The sequence below is a fragment of the Gilliamella sp. LMG 34362 genome (assembly GCF_984569125.1).
Genome location: NZ_OZ474902.1, coordinates 71,318 through 88,216 on the forward strand (window position 1 = coordinate 71,318; position 16,899 = coordinate 88,216).

The 16,899-nt window shown below is 37.2% G+C and carries 29 protein-coding genes; 5 read left to right on the top strand and 24 right to left on the bottom strand.

Annotation, left to right across the window (positions count from 1 at the left end; all coding sequences use genetic code 11):
- The first annotated feature begins 36 nt into the window (after positions 1–36).
- Positions 37–1,002, top strand: coding sequence for a methionyl-tRNA formyltransferase (gene fmt, locus AC5LWZ_RS00300; RefSeq protein ID WP_294910216.1), 966 nt, complete (start codon positions 37–39; stop codon positions 1,000–1,002).
- A 37-nt stretch (positions 1,003–1,039) separates the two neighbouring features.
- Here the strand turns inward: fmt and tehB are convergent, their stop codons facing one another.
- Positions 1,040–1,900 carry an SAM-dependent methyltransferase TehB gene (gene tehB, locus AC5LWZ_RS00305; protein ID WP_493463798.1) on the bottom strand — a complete coding sequence of 287 codons (861 nt, stop codon included), beginning with the start codon at positions 1,898–1,900 and terminating at the stop codon, positions 1,040–1,042.
- A 190-nt stretch (positions 1,901–2,090) separates the two neighbouring features.
- On the opposite strand from tehB, the gene fabI reads away from it, so the two are divergent.
- On the top strand, positions 2,091–2,879 hold the full coding sequence (gene fabI / locus AC5LWZ_RS00310) for an enoyl-ACP reductase FabI (RefSeq protein ID WP_493463799.1): 789 nt from the start codon (positions 2,091–2,093) through the stop codon (positions 2,877–2,879).
- Positions 2,880–3,311: 432 nt separating this feature from the next.
- Here the strand turns inward: fabI and ppnP are convergent, their stop codons facing one another.
- Positions 3,312–3,602, bottom strand: a complete 291-nt coding sequence (gene ppnP, locus AC5LWZ_RS00315) for a pyrimidine/purine nucleoside phosphorylase (RefSeq protein ID WP_034902339.1) — start codon at positions 3,600–3,602, stop codon at positions 3,312–3,314.
- Between the two features lie 274 nt (positions 3,603–3,876).
- Between ppnP and slyD the strand changes: the two genes are divergently transcribed.
- From slyD to AC5LWZ_RS00330, 3 genes are all read left to right on the top strand, one after another.
- The gene (gene slyD / locus AC5LWZ_RS00320; RefSeq protein ID WP_034902343.1) at positions 3,877–4,449 is read left to right on the top strand and encodes a peptidylprolyl isomerase; all 573 of its coding nucleotides are present in this window, start codon (positions 3,877–3,879) and stop codon (positions 4,447–4,449) included.
- A 166-nt stretch (positions 4,450–4,615) separates the two neighbouring features.
- Complete coding sequence (gene radC / locus AC5LWZ_RS00325; protein ID WP_034902346.1) at positions 4,616–5,287, top strand: RadC family protein; 672 nt, start codon at positions 4,616–4,618, stop codon at positions 5,285–5,287.
- Positions 5,288–5,336: 49 nt separating this feature from the next.
- Positions 5,337–5,540, top strand: coding sequence for a SlyX family protein (locus AC5LWZ_RS00330; protein WP_110446971.1), 204 nt, complete (start codon positions 5,337–5,339; stop codon positions 5,538–5,540).
- A 33-nt stretch (positions 5,541–5,573) separates the two neighbouring features.
- On the opposite strand, the gene AC5LWZ_RS00335 is transcribed toward AC5LWZ_RS00330, so the two are convergent.
- The 22 genes from AC5LWZ_RS00335 to rpsC all read right to left on the bottom strand — a co-directional run bounded on the left by AC5LWZ_RS00335 (position 5,574) and on the right by rpsC (position 16,897).
- A complete protein-coding gene (locus AC5LWZ_RS00335; RefSeq protein ID WP_493463800.1) occupies positions 5,574–5,972 on the bottom strand; it encodes an EamA family transporter in 399 nt (132 codons plus the stop codon).
- Between the two features lie 567 nt (positions 5,973–6,539).
- On the bottom strand, positions 6,540–6,926 hold the full coding sequence (gene rplQ, locus AC5LWZ_RS00340) for a 50S ribosomal protein L17 (protein ID WP_034884211.1): 387 nt from the start codon (positions 6,924–6,926) through the stop codon (positions 6,540–6,542).
- Between the two features lie 29 nt (positions 6,927–6,955).
- Positions 6,956–7,945 carry a DNA-directed RNA polymerase subunit alpha gene (locus tag AC5LWZ_RS00345; RefSeq protein WP_034902352.1) on the bottom strand — a complete coding sequence of 330 codons (990 nt, stop codon included), beginning with the start codon at positions 7,943–7,945 and terminating at the stop codon, positions 6,956–6,958.
- 25 nt (positions 7,946–7,970) lie between these two features.
- On the bottom strand, positions 7,971–8,591 hold the full coding sequence (gene rpsD / locus AC5LWZ_RS00350; protein WP_065577881.1) for a 30S ribosomal protein S4: 621 nt from the start codon (positions 8,589–8,591) through the stop codon (positions 7,971–7,973).
- Positions 8,592–8,637: 46 nt separating this feature from the next.
- On the bottom strand, positions 8,638–9,027 hold the full coding sequence (gene rpsK / locus AC5LWZ_RS00355; RefSeq protein ID WP_025314405.1) for a 30S ribosomal protein S11: 390 nt from the start codon (positions 9,025–9,027) through the stop codon (positions 8,638–8,640).
- A 15-nt stretch (positions 9,028–9,042) separates the two neighbouring features.
- Positions 9,043–9,399, bottom strand: coding sequence for a 30S ribosomal protein S13 (rpsM, locus tag AC5LWZ_RS00360; RefSeq protein WP_110446968.1), 357 nt, complete (start codon positions 9,397–9,399; stop codon positions 9,043–9,045).
- 173 nt (positions 9,400–9,572) lie between these two features.
- Positions 9,573–9,686, bottom strand: a complete 114-nt coding sequence (gene rpmJ / locus AC5LWZ_RS00365; protein WP_034884218.1) for a 50S ribosomal protein L36 — start codon at positions 9,684–9,686, stop codon at positions 9,573–9,575.
- 26 nt (positions 9,687–9,712) lie between these two features.
- A complete protein-coding gene (secY, locus tag AC5LWZ_RS00370) occupies positions 9,713–11,050 on the bottom strand; it encodes a preprotein translocase subunit SecY (RefSeq protein ID WP_198201678.1) in 1,338 nt (445 codons plus the stop codon).
- A gap of 8 nt (positions 11,051–11,058) precedes the next feature.
- Positions 11,059–11,493 carry a 50S ribosomal protein L15 gene (gene rplO / locus AC5LWZ_RS00375; RefSeq protein WP_110446966.1) on the bottom strand — a complete coding sequence of 145 codons (435 nt, stop codon included), beginning with the start codon at positions 11,491–11,493 and terminating at the stop codon, positions 11,059–11,061.
- Between the two features lie 5 nt (positions 11,494–11,498).
- A complete protein-coding gene (gene rpmD, locus AC5LWZ_RS00380) occupies positions 11,499–11,678 on the bottom strand; it encodes a 50S ribosomal protein L30 (protein ID WP_025314400.1) in 180 nt (59 codons plus the stop codon).
- 6 nt (positions 11,679–11,684) lie between these two features.
- On the bottom strand, positions 11,685–12,185 hold the full coding sequence (gene rpsE, locus AC5LWZ_RS00385) for a 30S ribosomal protein S5 (protein ID WP_025314399.1): 501 nt from the start codon (positions 12,183–12,185) through the stop codon (positions 11,685–11,687).
- A 14-nt stretch (positions 12,186–12,199) separates the two neighbouring features.
- Positions 12,200–12,553, bottom strand: a complete 354-nt coding sequence (gene rplR, locus AC5LWZ_RS00390) for a 50S ribosomal protein L18 (RefSeq protein WP_034902364.1) — start codon at positions 12,551–12,553, stop codon at positions 12,200–12,202.
- Positions 12,554–12,562: 9 nt separating this feature from the next.
- Positions 12,563–13,096 carry a 50S ribosomal protein L6 gene (gene rplF, locus AC5LWZ_RS00395; protein WP_110446965.1) on the bottom strand — a complete coding sequence of 178 codons (534 nt, stop codon included), beginning with the start codon at positions 13,094–13,096 and terminating at the stop codon, positions 12,563–12,565.
- 11 nt (positions 13,097–13,107) lie between these two features.
- Positions 13,108–13,500: a 30S ribosomal protein S8 gene (gene rpsH, locus AC5LWZ_RS00400; protein WP_034902370.1), complete on the bottom strand. Its 393-nt coding sequence runs from the start codon at positions 13,498–13,500 to the stop codon at positions 13,108–13,110.
- A 17-nt stretch (positions 13,501–13,517) separates the two neighbouring features.
- Complete coding sequence (rpsN, locus tag AC5LWZ_RS00405; protein ID WP_025314395.1) at positions 13,518–13,823, bottom strand: 30S ribosomal protein S14; 306 nt, start codon at positions 13,821–13,823, stop codon at positions 13,518–13,520.
- A gap of 11 nt (positions 13,824–13,834) precedes the next feature.
- Positions 13,835–14,374 (bottom strand): 50S ribosomal protein L5, encoded by a 540-nt coding sequence (rplE, locus tag AC5LWZ_RS00410; protein ID WP_025314394.1) that lies wholly within the window; start codon positions 14,372–14,374, stop codon positions 13,835–13,837.
- Between the two features lie 17 nt (positions 14,375–14,391).
- Positions 14,392–14,706, bottom strand: a complete 315-nt coding sequence (gene rplX / locus AC5LWZ_RS00415; protein ID WP_065651344.1) for a 50S ribosomal protein L24 — start codon at positions 14,704–14,706, stop codon at positions 14,392–14,394.
- A gap of 10 nt (positions 14,707–14,716) precedes the next feature.
- Positions 14,717–15,088: a 50S ribosomal protein L14 gene (gene rplN, locus AC5LWZ_RS00420; protein ID WP_025314392.1), complete on the bottom strand. Its 372-nt coding sequence runs from the start codon at positions 15,086–15,088 to the stop codon at positions 14,717–14,719.
- Between the two features lie 194 nt (positions 15,089–15,282).
- Complete coding sequence (gene rpsQ, locus AC5LWZ_RS00425; protein ID WP_025314391.1) at positions 15,283–15,543, bottom strand: 30S ribosomal protein S17; 261 nt, start codon at positions 15,541–15,543, stop codon at positions 15,283–15,285.
- 1 nt (position 15,544) lies between these two features.
- Entirely contained in the window at positions 15,545–15,736 is a 192-nt protein-coding gene (gene rpmC / locus AC5LWZ_RS00430; protein ID WP_034902373.1) for a 50S ribosomal protein L29, read from the bottom strand.
- Entirely contained in the window at positions 15,737–16,147 is a 411-nt protein-coding gene (rplP, locus tag AC5LWZ_RS00435) for a 50S ribosomal protein L16 (RefSeq protein ID WP_025314389.1), read from the bottom strand.
- A 12-nt stretch (positions 16,148–16,159) separates the two neighbouring features.
- A complete protein-coding gene (gene rpsC, locus AC5LWZ_RS00440) occupies positions 16,160–16,897 on the bottom strand; it encodes a 30S ribosomal protein S3 (protein WP_034884234.1) in 738 nt (245 codons plus the stop codon).
- Between the last annotated feature and the right edge of the window lie 2 nt (positions 16,898–16,899).

Below are 16,899 nucleotides of genomic sequence, written 5' to 3' on the forward strand. Positions count from 1 at the left end.
AATATCCATAATATTTTGATTATGGATATATTGCACATGTTACAAGCCACTAAACCCTTAAATATTATTTTTGCAGGTACACCTGATTTTGCTGCCACACATTTAAAAGCCCTAATTGACTCAAACCATAATGTCATCGCCGTCTTCAGTCAACCAGATAGACCCGCAGGTCGAGGAAATAAGTTAACGGCAAGCCCTGTAAAACAATTAGCAATCGAAAACAATCTTCCCGTTTATCAACCAGCCACACTCAAAACCGAAGAAAATCAGCACATCATTGCCAATCTTAATGCCGATATTATGATTGTGGTTGCTTATGGATTAATTTTACCTCAAGCAGTACTTGATATGCCAAAACTTGGATGTTTAAATGTCCATGGTTCTTTATTGCCTAAATGGCGAGGTGCAGCACCAATTCAGCGTGCGTGTTGGGCTGGAGATAGTGAAACAGGTATCACCATTATGCAAATGGATGCCGGACTTGATACTGGTGATATGCTTTATAAGTTAGCATGCCCAATTGAACCGTCTGACACCAGTGCAACACTATATGAAAAGTTAGCTAAATTAGGGCCACAAGCATTACTTGAGACACTAACACTGATTAATCAAGGAAAAATTAAACCAGAAAAGCAACAACAATCACAAGCCACTTATGCAGAAAAATTATCTAAACAAGAGGCTAAATTAGATTGGAATTTATCAGCAATACAACTGGAACGATGTGTGCGAGCATTTAACCCTTGGCCAGTTAGTTACTTTGAAGTAAATGGTGAACCTATAAAAGTTTGGCAAGCTCAAGTTATGGCAACTCAACATAATCAACCCGTTGGCACCATTTTACAGGCGGATAAGAAAGGAATTTGTATTGCCACAAGTGATGGATCATTAAACATGACAATATTACAACCAGCAGGTAAAAAACCAATGTCCGCCCAAGACCTACTAAACTCTCGTAAATCTTGGTTTGAAGTGGGTAAAATACTAGGTAGTAATCAATAGTCAAAAACAAAATATTACAGGATGATATCCTGTAATATTATCGTTTTTTTGCTAGTAAAGTCACAAAACGAAGTTTTATCCGGTTACCATTAATATCCGTCTTGTGCAATTCGCCAACATCTTCATTATATTTTAGAATATCCCAATCTTGATAATAATTACGTAATTCATTCTCTTTAAACGTAAATGAAAACCCGACAGAACAAGGAAAATCGTCTGTTGACATGGCACATACAATTAAATTATAACCGCCCGTTTTGGTTATAGTTTGCATATTATCAATAATATCAGGAATTCGATCTGGTTGTAGGAACATCATTACAACTGTTGAAATAATTAAATCGTAATTACCTTTAAGATTAGCTTGGTTTATATCATAAATAGATGCCTTGATATGAGAGAGATCATCATTGGCAATAATTTGTTGTAAATTACTGATAGTCATCTCCGATTTGTCAACAGCATCAACATCAAAGCCAAGTAGCTGCAAAAAAAGTGAATTACGACCAGAACCACACCCTAAATCTAAAGCTTTTCCTGCTTGAATAATTTGACAAACATCTAACACATCAGAATGCGTTTTCGTCATTTGATATTTTTTATGGGTATAATCTTCAGGTTGACAATAAAAAGCCAGTTGACACTTTAGATCATCAGATACTTGCGCAATTCGATGCCATTGTTGAGGCAAAATAAATGGAGGTTGATGATCAATATCGAAAATATGTTGAGAGATAATATCTCCCTGTTCAGTTAACATATCAAAATTCACATAACCTTTAATAATGTTTAATTTTGCCCATGTACCTATTTGTGTATTATGCTTTTCGCGAAACAAAGTTGGTAAAGTATTAACATCCCAAATAGGCAACGTTTTATAACAAACTAAATTTTTCATCTCAATACCATTAATAAAATCACCTAATAGTTGACTATTATAGTCAACTATTAACCAAAACAACAACTTTTTTAGCAATAAACTTAACAAGGATTCAGGAAAAATAAATTTATAGTAGCGAAGTTAACTATATCAACATATAATCATCAGCATTCTAGACTATATAGTAAAAATATTAGAGGAATAATTTATGGGATTTTTAACAGGTAAACGCATTCTGGTTACCGGCGTTGCAAGCAACCGTTCTATCGCTTATGGTATTGCAAAAGCAATGCATCGAGAAGGCGCAGAATTAGCCTTTACTTATCAAAGCGAGAAATTAAAAAGCCGTGTTGAAGAGTTTGCTGCTGATTTTAATTCTAATATCGTTTTACCTTGTGATGTTGCACATGATGACAGCATCACATCATTATTTACTGAGCTAGCAAAAACATGGGACAAATTTGATGGTTTTGTACATGCTATTGCGTTTGCGCCAGGAGATCAATTAGATGGTGATTATGTTAATGCGGTAACTCGAGAAGGTTTTGCTATTGCCCACGATATCAGCTCTTATAGCTTTGTAGCTATGGCTAAAGCTTGTCGTGCAATGCTTAATCCTGATTCAGCATTAGTTACTCTTTCTTACCTAGGTGCTGAACGTGCAATTCCTAATTATAATGTTATGGGTCTTGCCAAAGCATCTTTAGAAGCAAATGTGCGTTATATGGCAAATGCAATGGGACCTGAAGGTATACGTGTAAATGCGATTTCAGCTGGTCCTATTCGTACTTTAGCAGCATCAGGTATTAAAGATTTTAAAAAGATGTTATCACATTGTGAATCAGTTACCCCTATTCGTCGTACAGTAACCATCGAAGATGTGGGTAATTCAGCAGCATTCTTATGTTCAAACCTATCTTCAGGTATTACCGGTGAAGTTATTCATGTAGATGGTGGGTTTAGCATCGCTGCTATGAATGAATTAGAACTTAAATAATATACCCTTAAATGTAAATAAGGTGCCAGAATGAATAACTGACACCTTATTTTTTTAATTTATCACCGTGATATTTTTTATCTTAACCTCTAGATAATCAAGCTTTTGTATAGAGTAAATTGATATTGCTGTCTAATTCAAAACATAAAATTGTTACTAATCCATTTTATTTGTAAATTCTTGCTATATCAGCTAATCTAAATTAAAAGCTCAGTATCTTAATTCTAAAAATTATCTATCACTTTTTAACAATTAAAATACAATAATAATGATGATTTAATAATCATTAAGTCTATTTTATAGAACCTTAAAAATCTAATAAATTATCATTACCCAAATAACATATGATCAAATTTTACAATAAAATATAAATCGTAATGTAGAATCCAATGGTTAATTTAATAATATTATTTTTAACACATTGATGTATCTTTATTTTGCGAGGTAACGACACAAATAAGCTGTTGGTTCTGATACCTGAACATCGAATTTGCTTTCTTTAGCAATATGAAAAACTTGGCCAGCTTCAAATATTTGCCAATCATTTGCTGTAGGCAATAACACTTTAAGTGAACCGGTTATGACGGTCATTTCCTCTGGATTATCAGTATTAAAAATATATTCACCTGGTAACATCACACCAACAGAGACTTTACCGGTAGAACCATTTTCAAAGCCGATAGATTTCACTTTCCCTTCAAAATAATCATTAACTTTCAACATAAAATCCCCCTTTTCTCACTATTTTTAGTCATTAGCAATAATTTAATATTAGCTACAATAAAATACTGTGTAAAATTCACGCTATCAGCTTAATTGATTTCAACTAGCTATCCAACTATTATTTACCAATTAAAATCGGTCTCTTGAAACAAAAGTACTTCACAAAATAAAACATTAGCAAAACTTGTTAAAATACGAAAAAATAGCATACAGATGGATTTTTTTCCGTTAAAATCTAACACTATTTGCTCAGTAACAGTTTGTTGGAGAAAACATGAAAATAGCAAAAAACACAGTGGTAAGTTTAGCATATCAAGTTCGTACTAAAGATGGTGTTTTAGTTGATGAAGCAACAACAGTTGCACCGCTCGAATATCTACATGGTGCAGGAAACTTATTACAAGATCTTGAAAATTCCTTAGAAGGCCATCAAGTTGGTGATAAATTTGACGTTGAACTAGTTAATCCTTATGGTGATTTCAATGATGCACTAGTACAAAATGTGCCACGAGACGTTTTTGTTGGTGTTGACGAACTTGAAGTCGGTATGCGTTTTTTTGCTGACACTGATCAAGGCTCTTTACCTGTTGAAATTACTGCAATTGATGGCGATAGTGTAACTATCGATGGAAATCATATGCTGGCAGGTCAAGATCTAAATTTCAATGTCGAAGTATTGGCAATTCGTGAAGCAACACCAGATGAAATATCGCATGGACATATTCATGGTGCACACGGTCACGATCACGGGCATGGTGGCTGCGGTTGTGGCGGACATGATCATGATGAAGATGAAGAAGAAAGCGGTTGTTGTGGCGGTGGTCACGGCGGATGTGGCTGTCATTAATTGTCGAATAAATAACCAGTTAAAAAGCGCTAACAAGCGCTTTTTTTATTTGCTGTAAAAATAATTTCATTACTGCGAGCTAGTTCACAACGTTATATATATCTACTTATTATTTTTCACAAGATAGCTAATAATCACATTTTGTGTAAATAACAAGAATCCAATTATGTCAGAAAAAAAAACCACCTTAATGCCTCGAGAAAAATTATTACTATTTGGTGTCGAAACACTATCTGATGCGGAATTACTCGCTCTTTTCTTACGCACAGGTATACGTAATTTACCTGTTCTAGATTTATCGCAAAAGTTATTAAATGAATTTGGCTCATTTTATCATTTAATAAATGCTAGCCACGACGAATTTTGTAAAAAGCAAGGTCTTGGAACTGCAAAATATACTCAGTTAAAAGCGGTTGTTGAACTTTCTAATCGTTATTTGAAAGTTAAAATAAGCCATGAAAATTACTTAACATCGCCAAGCTTGACCCATCATTACCTAGCTAGTCGCTTAATGGATAAAGATCGTGAAATTTTTATGGTGATATTTTTAGACAATCAGCATCATGTCATTACTTCTGAAGAGATGTTTGTTGGAACCTATAATTGTGTAGAGGTTCATCCGAGAGAAGTAGCTAGACGGGCATTACAACATAATGCAGCAGCATTAATTTTAGCTCATAATCATCCATCAGGATTGGCTGAACCAAGTCAAGCTGACCGGATATTAACAAAGAAAATTGAACAAGTTTGTGAATTAATAGATGTTCGCATTGTTGATCACCTTGTGATTGGTAAGGGAGAGTACGTTTCTTTTGCAGAACGAGGATGGATTTTATAATTACTTTTACTTACAATATAAAATTACTAAACCAATTAATGAATAAACTATGAACCAACAACTGGAATTATTAGAAACTAAAGTCGCATTCCAAGAAATGACCATTGAGGAACTCAATCAAATGGTTATTAATCTTCAAGCAGATATCAGCAAACTTAAAGAACAATTAATGTTATTGTCACAAAAGTTACAAGCTACACAAACCTCAAATATTGCTAATTTATCAGAAGAAACTCCGCCTCCTCACTATTAACTACGAGTTTAATAATTCGAGGGACTCTAAAATCTACTTTTTACCAATAAAATTATACCCTCGATAAGAAAGCAGAGAAATTAAAATCAAGAAGCAACCAACCCATTTTGTCCATGGCATAACCAAAGTTGTAAATACAAGCTCTAAAATCATGATTATTGCTGCATTGCATACAGGGACGTATTTCTGTCCAACAAATTGCAAAGCAAATCGTAAAATTGTAGCAATAACAATACTAACGATAAGCCAAATTAAAGTGATTAAACTGATGCTTGATGGCCAACTTTCAGTAAATAGAGATATAATTAGGCTTGTCGTGCCAGTACAAAGCATTTGTAAACAAATTAATGGCAAAATTGCTATTTTATGGACTAATTGACTATTAAAGACAAAAAGGCAAGACCTACAATAGCAATCGATAATGAGAGCCAAAATATAGCTAATAGCCTTTCTCTAAAAATAACCAACTAACAATTAGTGCCATTAATACCGATAAACTCATAATAAAAGAGCCTTCACCTAATTGTCCACCAATACTGCTAATATCCATAAAATAACATTAGTTGATTGCAAACAGCCTGTTATTATTGCTTTAGGTAAATGTGTAAGATTGATTCTTTGTTTAATACTTAAACAGACTACAAATAAAATAATAAAGGAAGAGAGAAATCTCAATCCCATAAAAGCTAAAAGAGGCATTTCTAAAATTGCTTCTTTTGAAGAAACCCAACCAACTGTGGCTAAAATAGTAACTAGTACTAAAATCCATTCACCTTTTGTTTAACATCAATGATCTTACTATTACTTTACTTAAAACTAGTTTGTTAATATTAAAACTATAATTTAACTGGGTAAATATCAATAATAACTTATATTAAGTTTTAAAAATGATATAAAAAAAGACTTATATGTGATAATTAAATAAAAATACTCAAATTGGTAATATCTAGATAATAAAAAACCGGCCATTTAGCCGGTTTTAGTTTAAGCTTTAATTATTTATTCAGCTGCTGCTTCTGCTTCTACTGCAGGGCGATCAACTAATTCAATATAAGCCATTGGAGCATTATCTCCATCACGGAAACCACATTTTAAAATGCGAACATAACCACCTGGACGGGTAGCAAAACGTGGACCTAAATCTGAAAATAATTTTTTTACTGTATCTTTATCACGGATACGAGCGAAAGCCAGACGGCGATTAGCTACGCTATCGCTTTTAGCTAACGTAATTAACGGCTCAACGACACGACGCAACTCTTTTGCTTTAGGCAATGTTGTTTTGATAATTTCATGTTCAACTAATGAACTTGTCATATTACGAAACATCGCTTGACGATGGCTGCTATTTCGGTTCAGTTGACGACCACTTTTACGATGGCGCATAACTTTATCCTTCTTATATAAATTTTATCTTAGTCTTCAACAATACTTGCTGGTGGCCAATTCTCAAGACGCATGCCTAAAGATAAACCACGAGATGCGAGCACATCCTTAATTTCGGTAAGAGATTTTTTACCAAGATTAGGGGTTTTAAGTAACTCAACTTCGGTACGTTGCACTAAATCACCAATATAATGAACTGCTTCTGCTTTTAAGCAATTAGCAGACCGAACAGTTAATTCCAAGTCATCTACTGGACGTAAAAGAATTGGATCAAATTCCGGTTTATCTTCTTTGACTTCTGGTTGACGTACATCACGTAAATCAACAAAAGCTTCAAGTTGTTCAGCCAAAATAGTAGATGCACGACGAATAGATTCTTCTGGATCGATAGTACCATTAGTTTCCATATCGATAACAAGTTTATCTAAGTCGGTACGTTGTTCCACACGAGCGGCATCGACAGAATAGGCGATACGCTCAACTGGACTATAACATGCATCAACTAATAGACGACCGATAGGTCGCTCTTCATCTTCTGACTTAACTCGAGCAGAAGCAGGGACATAACCACGTCCTCGTTGTACACGAATACGCATACTAATTGAAGCATTGGCATCAGTAAGATGACAAATTACTAAATCAGGATTAACAATTTCAACATCACCATCATGAGTGATATCTGATGCAGTCACAGCACCAACGCCTGATTTATTTAAAGTCAGCATAACATCATCTTTGGTATGCACACGAACCGCTAATTTTTTCAAATTAAGCAGAATATCAAGCACATCTTCTTGAACGCCTTCTTTAGTACTATACTCATGCAGAACACCGTCAATTTCAACTTCGGTCACTGCATATCCCGGCATAGATGATAATAAAATGCGGCGTAGTGCATTACCTAAAGTATGTCCAAAACCACGCTCAAGTGGCTCTAAAGTCACTTTCGCATGAGTTGGGCTGTATTGAACAACGTCAACTAGGTGAGGTTTTAAAAACTCTGTTACAGAACCCTGCATTATGTCCTCTCTTAAGTGCTAAACTTTACTTAGAGTAAAGTTCGACGATCAAATGTTCGTTGATGTCAGCAGATAAATCTGAACGTTCTGGTAAGCGTTTGAACACACCTTCCATTTTGCTAGCATCAACTTCTAACCATGTTGGTTTTTCACGTTGTTCAGCTAACTCTAAAGCGGCTTTAATACGTGCTTGTTTTTTTGATTTTTCGCGAACACTGATAACATCTTCAGGTGAAACTTGATAAGATGCGATGTTCACAACGTGACCATTAACAAGAACAGCTTTATGACTAACTAATTGACGAGCTTCAGCGCGAGTTGCACCAAATCCCATACGATAAACAACGTTATCTAAGCGACGTTCTAAAAGAGCAAGTAGGTTTTCACCTGTATTACCTTTAATACGTGCTGCATTTTTGTAGTAATTACGGAATTGACGCTCTAGAATTCCATAAATACGTCTAACTTTTTGTTTTTCGCGTAACTGAACACCATAATCTGATAAACGCGGTTTACGCGCACCATGTTGTCCAGGAGCTTGTTCTAACTTACATTTACTGTCAACCGCTCGGACGCCAGACTTAAGAAATAAATCGGTACCTTCACGACGACTTAATTTGAGCTTTGGTCCCAAATATCTTGCCATTTTTTTTCTCCAATAATCCTATAAACATTCAATGTTTAATAAAAAATTAAACACGACGTTTCTTTGGTGGACGACAACCGTTATGAGGAATCGGAGTAACATCAGTAATATTAGTGATGCGATAACCCGCTGCATTTAATGCACGAATTGTTGACTCACGACCAGGACCAGGTCCTTTAACCATAACTTCCAGATTCTTAATTCCGTAGTCTTTTACAGCTTCGGCACAACGTTCTGCTGCTACTTGAGCGGCAAAAGGTGTTGACTTACGAGAGCCGCGGAAACCAGAACCACCAGCGGTTGCCCAACCCAACGCATTACCTTGACGATCGGTAATTGTTACGATTGTATTGTTAAATGATGCATGAATATGAGCTATACCATCAGAAACTTGCTTTTTAACACGTTTACGTGTACGAACAGGTGTCTTTGCCATTTATTATCACCTCAATTATTTCTTGATTGGCTTACGCGGTCCCTTACGGGTACGAGCGTTAGTCTTAGTGCGTTGACCACGGACAGGAAGTCCACGACGATGACGCACACCACGATAACAACCAAGGTCTAATAAACGCTTGATACTCATAGTTACTTCACGACGTAAATCACCTTCAACAGTGAATTTAGCGACTTGTTCGCGTAACTGTTCAATCTGATCTTCAGATAGTTCTCTGATCTTAACATTTTCAGGAATACCCGCTTCAGCACAAATTGTCTTTGCACGAGTACTACCGATACCATAAATTGCTTGTAACGCAATCACAGTATGTTGTTGATCAGGAATGTTAATGCCTGCTATACGGGCCACTATGCACTCCTTTATTGTTAATGTTCAGCAGATCCACCATACTGAAAAGCCCGTTTTCAGGATACTCAAACGATGGATCTACAAAAAAATTTTTTAGGCTGGCTATTCTAGCCAGCTTTACTATACTTTGGCAAGTAAAATATGCAAAAGTTCAACTTTACAGTTAAATAATATTAACCTTGACGTTGTTTATGTTTACCTTCAATGCAAATAACACGAACGATGCCATTGCGTTTGATGATTTTACAATTTCTGCATAATTTCTTGACTGAAGCACGAACTTTCATTTTTTTCTCCGTAACTTCTGGCTAACTTATCGGCCGTAGCCTTTAAGATTCGCTTTCTTTAACACTGACTCATAACGATTTGGCATCATTAAAGTCTGTACTTGTGCCATAAAATCCATGATTACAACAACTACAATTAATAATGATGTTCCACCAAATTGAACTGGAACTTTCATTGCACTTGTCATAAACATTGGTACCAAACATACAAGAGTAATGTAAATAGCGCCAATTAGCGTTAAACGAGTCATTACTTTGTCAATATACTTCGATGTTTGTTCACCTGGACGGATACCTGGAATAAATGCACCAGATTTCTTTAACTGATCTGCTGTTTCTCTAGGATTGAAAACCAATGCTGTGTAGAAGAAACAGAAGAAAATAATCGCTGCTGCAAAAAAGATTATGTATAACGGTTGATCATGAGAAAAATATTGTCCAATAAGAACAAAGATATATCTCCATCCTTCACCATTTCCTTGGAACCAAGAAGCCATCATTGATGGTAACATAATAATTGTTGAAGCAAATATTGCAGGAATAACACCTGCCATATTAATCTTCAATGGTAAATGTGTACTTTGTGCGGCATACACACGACGGCCTTGCTGTCTTTGTGCATAATTAACAACGATACGTCGTTGACCACGTTCAACAAAAACAACAAAGTAAGTCACACCAACCACTAATGCTGCAACGACTAATAATAAAATCGGATGCAATGAACCAGAACGAGCTTGTTCAATTGTTTCATATATTGCATGAGGAAGACTTGCCACAATACCAGCAAAGATAATGATAGAAATACCATTACCTACACCGCGTTCCGTGATTTGCTCACCCAACCACATAAGAAACATAGTGCCAGTAACTAAGCTAATCGATGCAATAAAATAGAAAGAAAATCCTGGGTTAATCACAACATGACTGTAACCAGGAATATTCGGTAAACCAGTCGCAATACCAACCGCTTGTACAATCGCTAAAGCTAATGTGCCATAACGGGTGTACTGACTGATTTTTTTACGACCTGATTCACCTTCTTTCTTCAATTCTGCTAGTTTAGGGTTAATTGCCGTTAATAACTGCACAATAATAGATGAAGAAATATAAGGCATTATCCCTAAAGCAAAAATTGAAGCACGGCTTAAAGCACCACCAGAGAACATATTGAACATACCAACAATACCATTAGATGATGATTGTAGTAAGTCCGATAACGCTTTAGTATCAATACCAGGAACCGGAACGTAAGAACCAAGACGGAAAACAATAAGCGCTAAAAGCACAAATAATAAACGTCTTTTAAGCTCACCACTACCGCCTCGTGTGCTTTGAAAATCTAATCCTGGTTGCTTTGCCATCTTTCTAATTATTCCTCAATTTTTCCGCCAGCAGCTTCAATTGCAGCTTTAGCACCTTTAGTTACTCGAATACCACGAACTGTTACTGGTTTAGTCACTTCTCCAGATAACATAATTTTTGCATATTCGATTTGTGAATTAATCACATTAGCAACTTTCAAGCTATTTAGGTCAACAATATCACCTTCAACTTTCATTAAATCAGAAAGACGAACTTGTGCTGTTACCATAGCTTTACGTGAGGTAAAACCAAATTTTGGTAAACGACGATATAAAGGCATTTGACCGCCTTCGAAGCCACGACGAACGCCGCCACCTGAACGTGATTTTTGACCTTTAACACCACGAGTACCTGTTTTACCTAGTCCTGAACCGATTCCTCGGCCCACGCGCTTAGATGCATGCTTTGAACCTTCAGCAGGAGATAAAGTATTTAAACGCATTACTATTACTCCTCAACTTTAACCATGTAATAAACTTGGTTTACCATACCGCGGATTGCAGGTGTATCTTCACGTTCAACAGTATGACCAATACGACGTAATCCTAAACCAACTAACGTTGCTTTATGCTTCGGTAGACGGCCAATAGAACTACGAGTTTGTGTAATTTTAATTGTCTTTGCCATGGCTAATTACCCCAAAATTTCTTCGACGGTTTTACCACGCTTAGCAGCAACCATTTCTGGAGATTTCATATTTTCTAAGCCATCAATAGTCGCACGAACCACGTTAATTGGGTTAGTAGAACCATATGCTTTAGCTAGAACGTTACGAACACCAGCAACTTCTAATACAGCACGCATTGCACCACCGGCGATGATACCAGTACCTTCTGATGCTGGTTGCATGTAAACACGAGAACCTGTGTGAGCACCTTTAACTGGATGCTGTAAAGTATCGTTATTTAACGCAACGTTAATCATATTACGACGTGCTTTTTCCATTGCTTTTTGGATTGCTGCTGGCACTTCACGTGCTTTACCATATCCAAAACCAACGCGGCCATTACCGTCACCAACCACTGTTAGTGCAGAAAAACTAAAAATACGACCACCTTTTACGGTTTTAGAAACTCGGTTAACTGCGATTAGTTTTTCCTGCAGTTCACCAGCTTGTTTTTCGATGTTTGACATCTTTAACTCCTACCTTAGAACTGTAGGCCAGCTTCGCGAGCAGCATCTGCTAGCGCCTGAACTCGACCATGATATTGGAAACCTGAACGATCAAAAGAAACTTCTTTGATATCTTTCGCTAATGCGCGTTCTGCAATTGCTTTACCAACTGCTGCTGCTGCATCTTTGTTTCCAGTGTATTTTAAACTTTCACTGATAGCTTTTTCTAATGTTGAAGCCGCTGCCAGTACTTCTGATCCGTTTGGTGCGATAATCTGCGCATAAATATGACGCGGAGTACGGTGAACTACCAAGCGAGTAGCAAGTAGTTCTTGCATCTTACGACGCGCTTTAGTTGCACGACGGATACGAGCTGATTTCTTATCCATAGTGTTACCTTACTTTTTCTTAGCTTCTTTAGTACGCACAACTTCATCTGCGTAACGAACACCTTTACCTTTATAAGGTTCAGGACGACGATAAGCACGGATATCAGCAGCTACTTGTCCAATTAACTGTTTATCAGCACTTTTCAGAACGATTTCAGTTTGAGAAGGACATTCAGCTGTTACACCTGCAGGTAATTCATGATCAATTGGATGTGAATAACCAAGAGATAAACCAATTGTATTACCTTTAACTTGTGCACGATAACCGACACCAACTAGCTGAAGTTTTTTAGTAAAACCTTCAGTAACACCAATAACCATTGCATTAATCAATGCGCGAGCAGTACCTGCTTGAGCCCAAGCGTCAGCAAAACCGTCACGAGGCGCAAATGTAATTTGGCCTTCTTCTTGATTAATAACAACAGCTTTATTTATTTCACGAGATAACTCGCCATTTTTACCTTTAATCGTAATTACCTGACCATTGAGTTTTACCTCTACGCCCGCAGGAACAACGACAGGTGCTTTTGCAACACGAGACATTTTTTTCTCCCTTACGCTACGTAGCAGATAATTTCACCACCAAGACCTGCTTGGCGTGCTGCACGATCAGTCATAACACCTTTAGAAGTAGAAACAACTGCAATACCTAATCCAGCCATTACTTTTGGTAATTCATCTTTACGTTTATAAATACGTAAACCTGGACGGCTAACACGTTTAATACTTTCTACTACAGCCTTACCTTGGAAATATTTTAAAGTGATTTCCAATTCTGGTTTAGTGTCACCAACTACTTTATAGTCCCCGATATAACCTTCTTCTTTTAGCACATTGGCAATTGCCACTTTTAGCTTAGAGGAAGGCATGGTGACTGCAACTTTATTCGCAGCTTGACCGTTACGAATGCGGGTCAACATATCTGCTATAGGATCTTGCATGCTCATCTATAACACTCCCCTGATTACCAACTTGCCTTTTTAAGACCAGGAATCTCACCACGCATGGCTGATTCACGAACCTTAATACGGCTTAAACCAAACTTACGAAGGACGCCATGAGGACGACCGGTTTGACGACAACGACGACGTTGACGTGATGGACTAGAATCACGAGGAAGCGTTTGCAATTTAAGCACTGCATTCCAACGATCTTCATCTGATGCATTAAGATCAGAGATAATCGCTTTTAATTCTTGACGCTTTGCAAAATATTTTTCTGCTAGCTTTACGCGTTTCTTATCGCGTTCAATCATTGATTGTTTAGCCATTATGCCCTACCTTACTTACGAAATGGGAAGTTAAAGGCAGATAATAAAGCTCGGCCTTCTTCATCAGATTGTGCAGTTGTTGTGATAGTGATATCTAAACCACGAACACGATCAACTTTATCATAATCGATTTCAGGGAAAACGATTTGTTCACGAACACCCATGCTATAGTTACCACGACCATCGAAAGATTTTGCGCTTAAACCACGAAAATCTCGAGTACGAGGAAGAGCAATATAAACTAGACGTTCAAAAAATTCCCACATACGTTCGCCACGTAAAGTGACTTTACAACCAATAGGATACCCTTGACGGATTTTAAAACCAGCAACTGATTTGCGTGCTTTAGTGACTAGTGGTTTTTGACCACTGATTGCTGCTAAATCTGCAACAGCATTATCTAATAATTTCTTATCAGTAATTGCTTCACCCACACCCATATTCAAGGTGATCTTTTCGATCCGAGGGACTTGCATGACAGATTTGTAGCCAAACTGTTCTTGCAGTTTATTTACTACCTGTGCTTTGTAGTAATCATGCAGTTTCGCCATCGTACACTCCAAATTACTTAATTGATTAATTTATTAGTAGACTTATAAAAACGGACTTTTTTACCGTCTTCAAAACGAAAGCCTACGCGATCTGCTTTGCCTGTATCAAGGTTAAAAATTGCTACGTTAGAAACGTTAATTGGCGCTTCCTTCTCAACAATTCCACCTTCTTGATTTAATGCAGGTACTGGTTTTTGGTGTTTTTTCACCAAATTGATACCTTCAACAATCACTTTACCAGTAGACAAAACACTTTTTACTTTACCGCGTTTACCTTTATCTTTACCGGCTAACACGATAACTTCATCTTCTCGACGGATTTTAGCTGCCATTACCCGCTCCTTACAGTACTTCTGGTGCTAATGAAATGATCTTCATAAACTTCTCAGAACGAAGTTCACGAGTGACCGGTCCAAAAATACGCGTACCAATCGGTTGCTCACTGTTATTATTTAAAATAACACAAGCATTGCGATCGAAACGAATGACAGATCCATCAGGACGACGAACACCTTTTCGAGTGCGCACCACCACAGCTTTAAGTACATCACCTTTTTTAACTTTACCACGAGGAATAGCTTCTTTAATGGTAACTTTGATGATATCACCTACCGCTGCATAACGACGATGCGATCCACCGAGAACCTTGATACACATTACGCTACGTGCGCCAGAGTTATCAGCAACATCGAGCCTAGTCTGTTCTTGGATCATTTTAATGCTCCGTATAAATTAATTATTGTCTAATCTACCTTCATCCACCTCAACTACCATGGATAAGAATAGACAACCAAAAACCCACTTACGTGAGGGCGCATAGTATAACACCACTCAAATGAAATGGATAGCATAAAATAAACGGCTGGTGAGCCGTTTATTATATTATGTACAGTTTTTAATCAAAAAGATTAGCTAACTGCTTTTTCAACGATTCGAACAAGAGTCCAAGATTTGGTTTTTGATAATGGACGACACTCTTTAATTTCTACAGTATCACCAATACCACACTCGTTGTTTTCATCATGTACATGCAATTTAGTCGTACGTTTAATGAACTTACCATATAACGGATGCTTCACTTTACGTTCAATAGCTACAGTAATAGATTTATCCATTTTGTCGCTAATAACACGACCTTGCTGAGTACGAATTTTTACTTCAGTAGTCATATTACGCACCCGCCTTCTCAGTTAATAACGTTTTAACTCGTGCAATATTACGACGCACTTGTTTTAACATATGAGTTTGTGTTAACTGACCTCCAGCTAATTGCATACGTAAGTTAAATTGCTCACGTAATAAATTAAGAAGTTCAGTATTTAACTCTTCAACGCTTTTTTCGCGTAGCTCTTTTGCTTTCATTTACATCACCGTCTTAATCACAAAGGTGGTTTTAATTGGCAGTTTTGCAGCTGCCAACGCAAATGCTTCACGAGCAACTTCTTCCGGTACACCGTCCATTTCATAAAGGACTTTACCTGGTTGAATCTGAGCAACCCAGTATTCAACGTTACCCTTACCTTTACCCATACGCACTTCAAGTGGTTTTTCAGTAATTGGTTTATCAGGGAAAACTCGAATCCAGATTTTACCTTGACGCTTAACTGCACGAGTCATTGCACGACGTGCTGCTTCGATCTGGCGCGCAGTCAAACGACCACGACCCACAGCCTTAAGACCGAATGTACCGAAACTTACATCAGTACTCACAGCAAGACCACGATTGCGGCCCTTGTGCACTTTACGGAATTTTGTACGCTTTGGTTGTAACATCAGCGACGCTCCTTATTGTTTTCGGCCTTTGCGCTGCTTTTTCGGTTGAGCAGCAGGTTGTTTTTCTGCTTGTTCAACGGCAGCCATACCACCAAGGATCTCACCTTTGAAGATCCACACTTTAACACCAATAATACCATAGGTTGTCAATGCTTCTGATAAACCATAGTCGATGTCCGCTCTTAATGTATGTAATGGTACGCGACCTTCACGATACCACTCACTACGAGCAATTTCAGCGCCGCCTAAACGACCACTTACTTCAACTTTGATACCTTTAGCACCCGCCTTCATTGCATTTTGTACCGCACGTTTCATTGCACGACGGAACATAACACGGCGTTCTAACTGAGAGGTAATACTGTCAGCAACTAATTTAGCATCTAGTTCTGGTTTACGAACTTCAGCAATATTAATTTGTACTGCAACATCACGTTTCTCTTTTTTGTCTTTGTATTTATTGACAATAGAAGCTACGGCATTACGTAATTTTTCAACGTCCTCACCTTTTTTACCAATCACAATACCTGGACGAGCAGTGTGAATAGTAATGCGAACGTTAGTTTCTGCTGAACGATCGATAACAATTTTAGAGATTGATGCTTGTGCTAATTCTTTATTTAAGAATTCACGCACTCTAAAATCACTTTCTAAATTATCAGCGAATGTCTTTGTACCCGAATACCATGTAGATGTCCAAGGCTTGACAATGCCTAGTCGGATACCATTTGGATTTACTTTTTGACCCATTG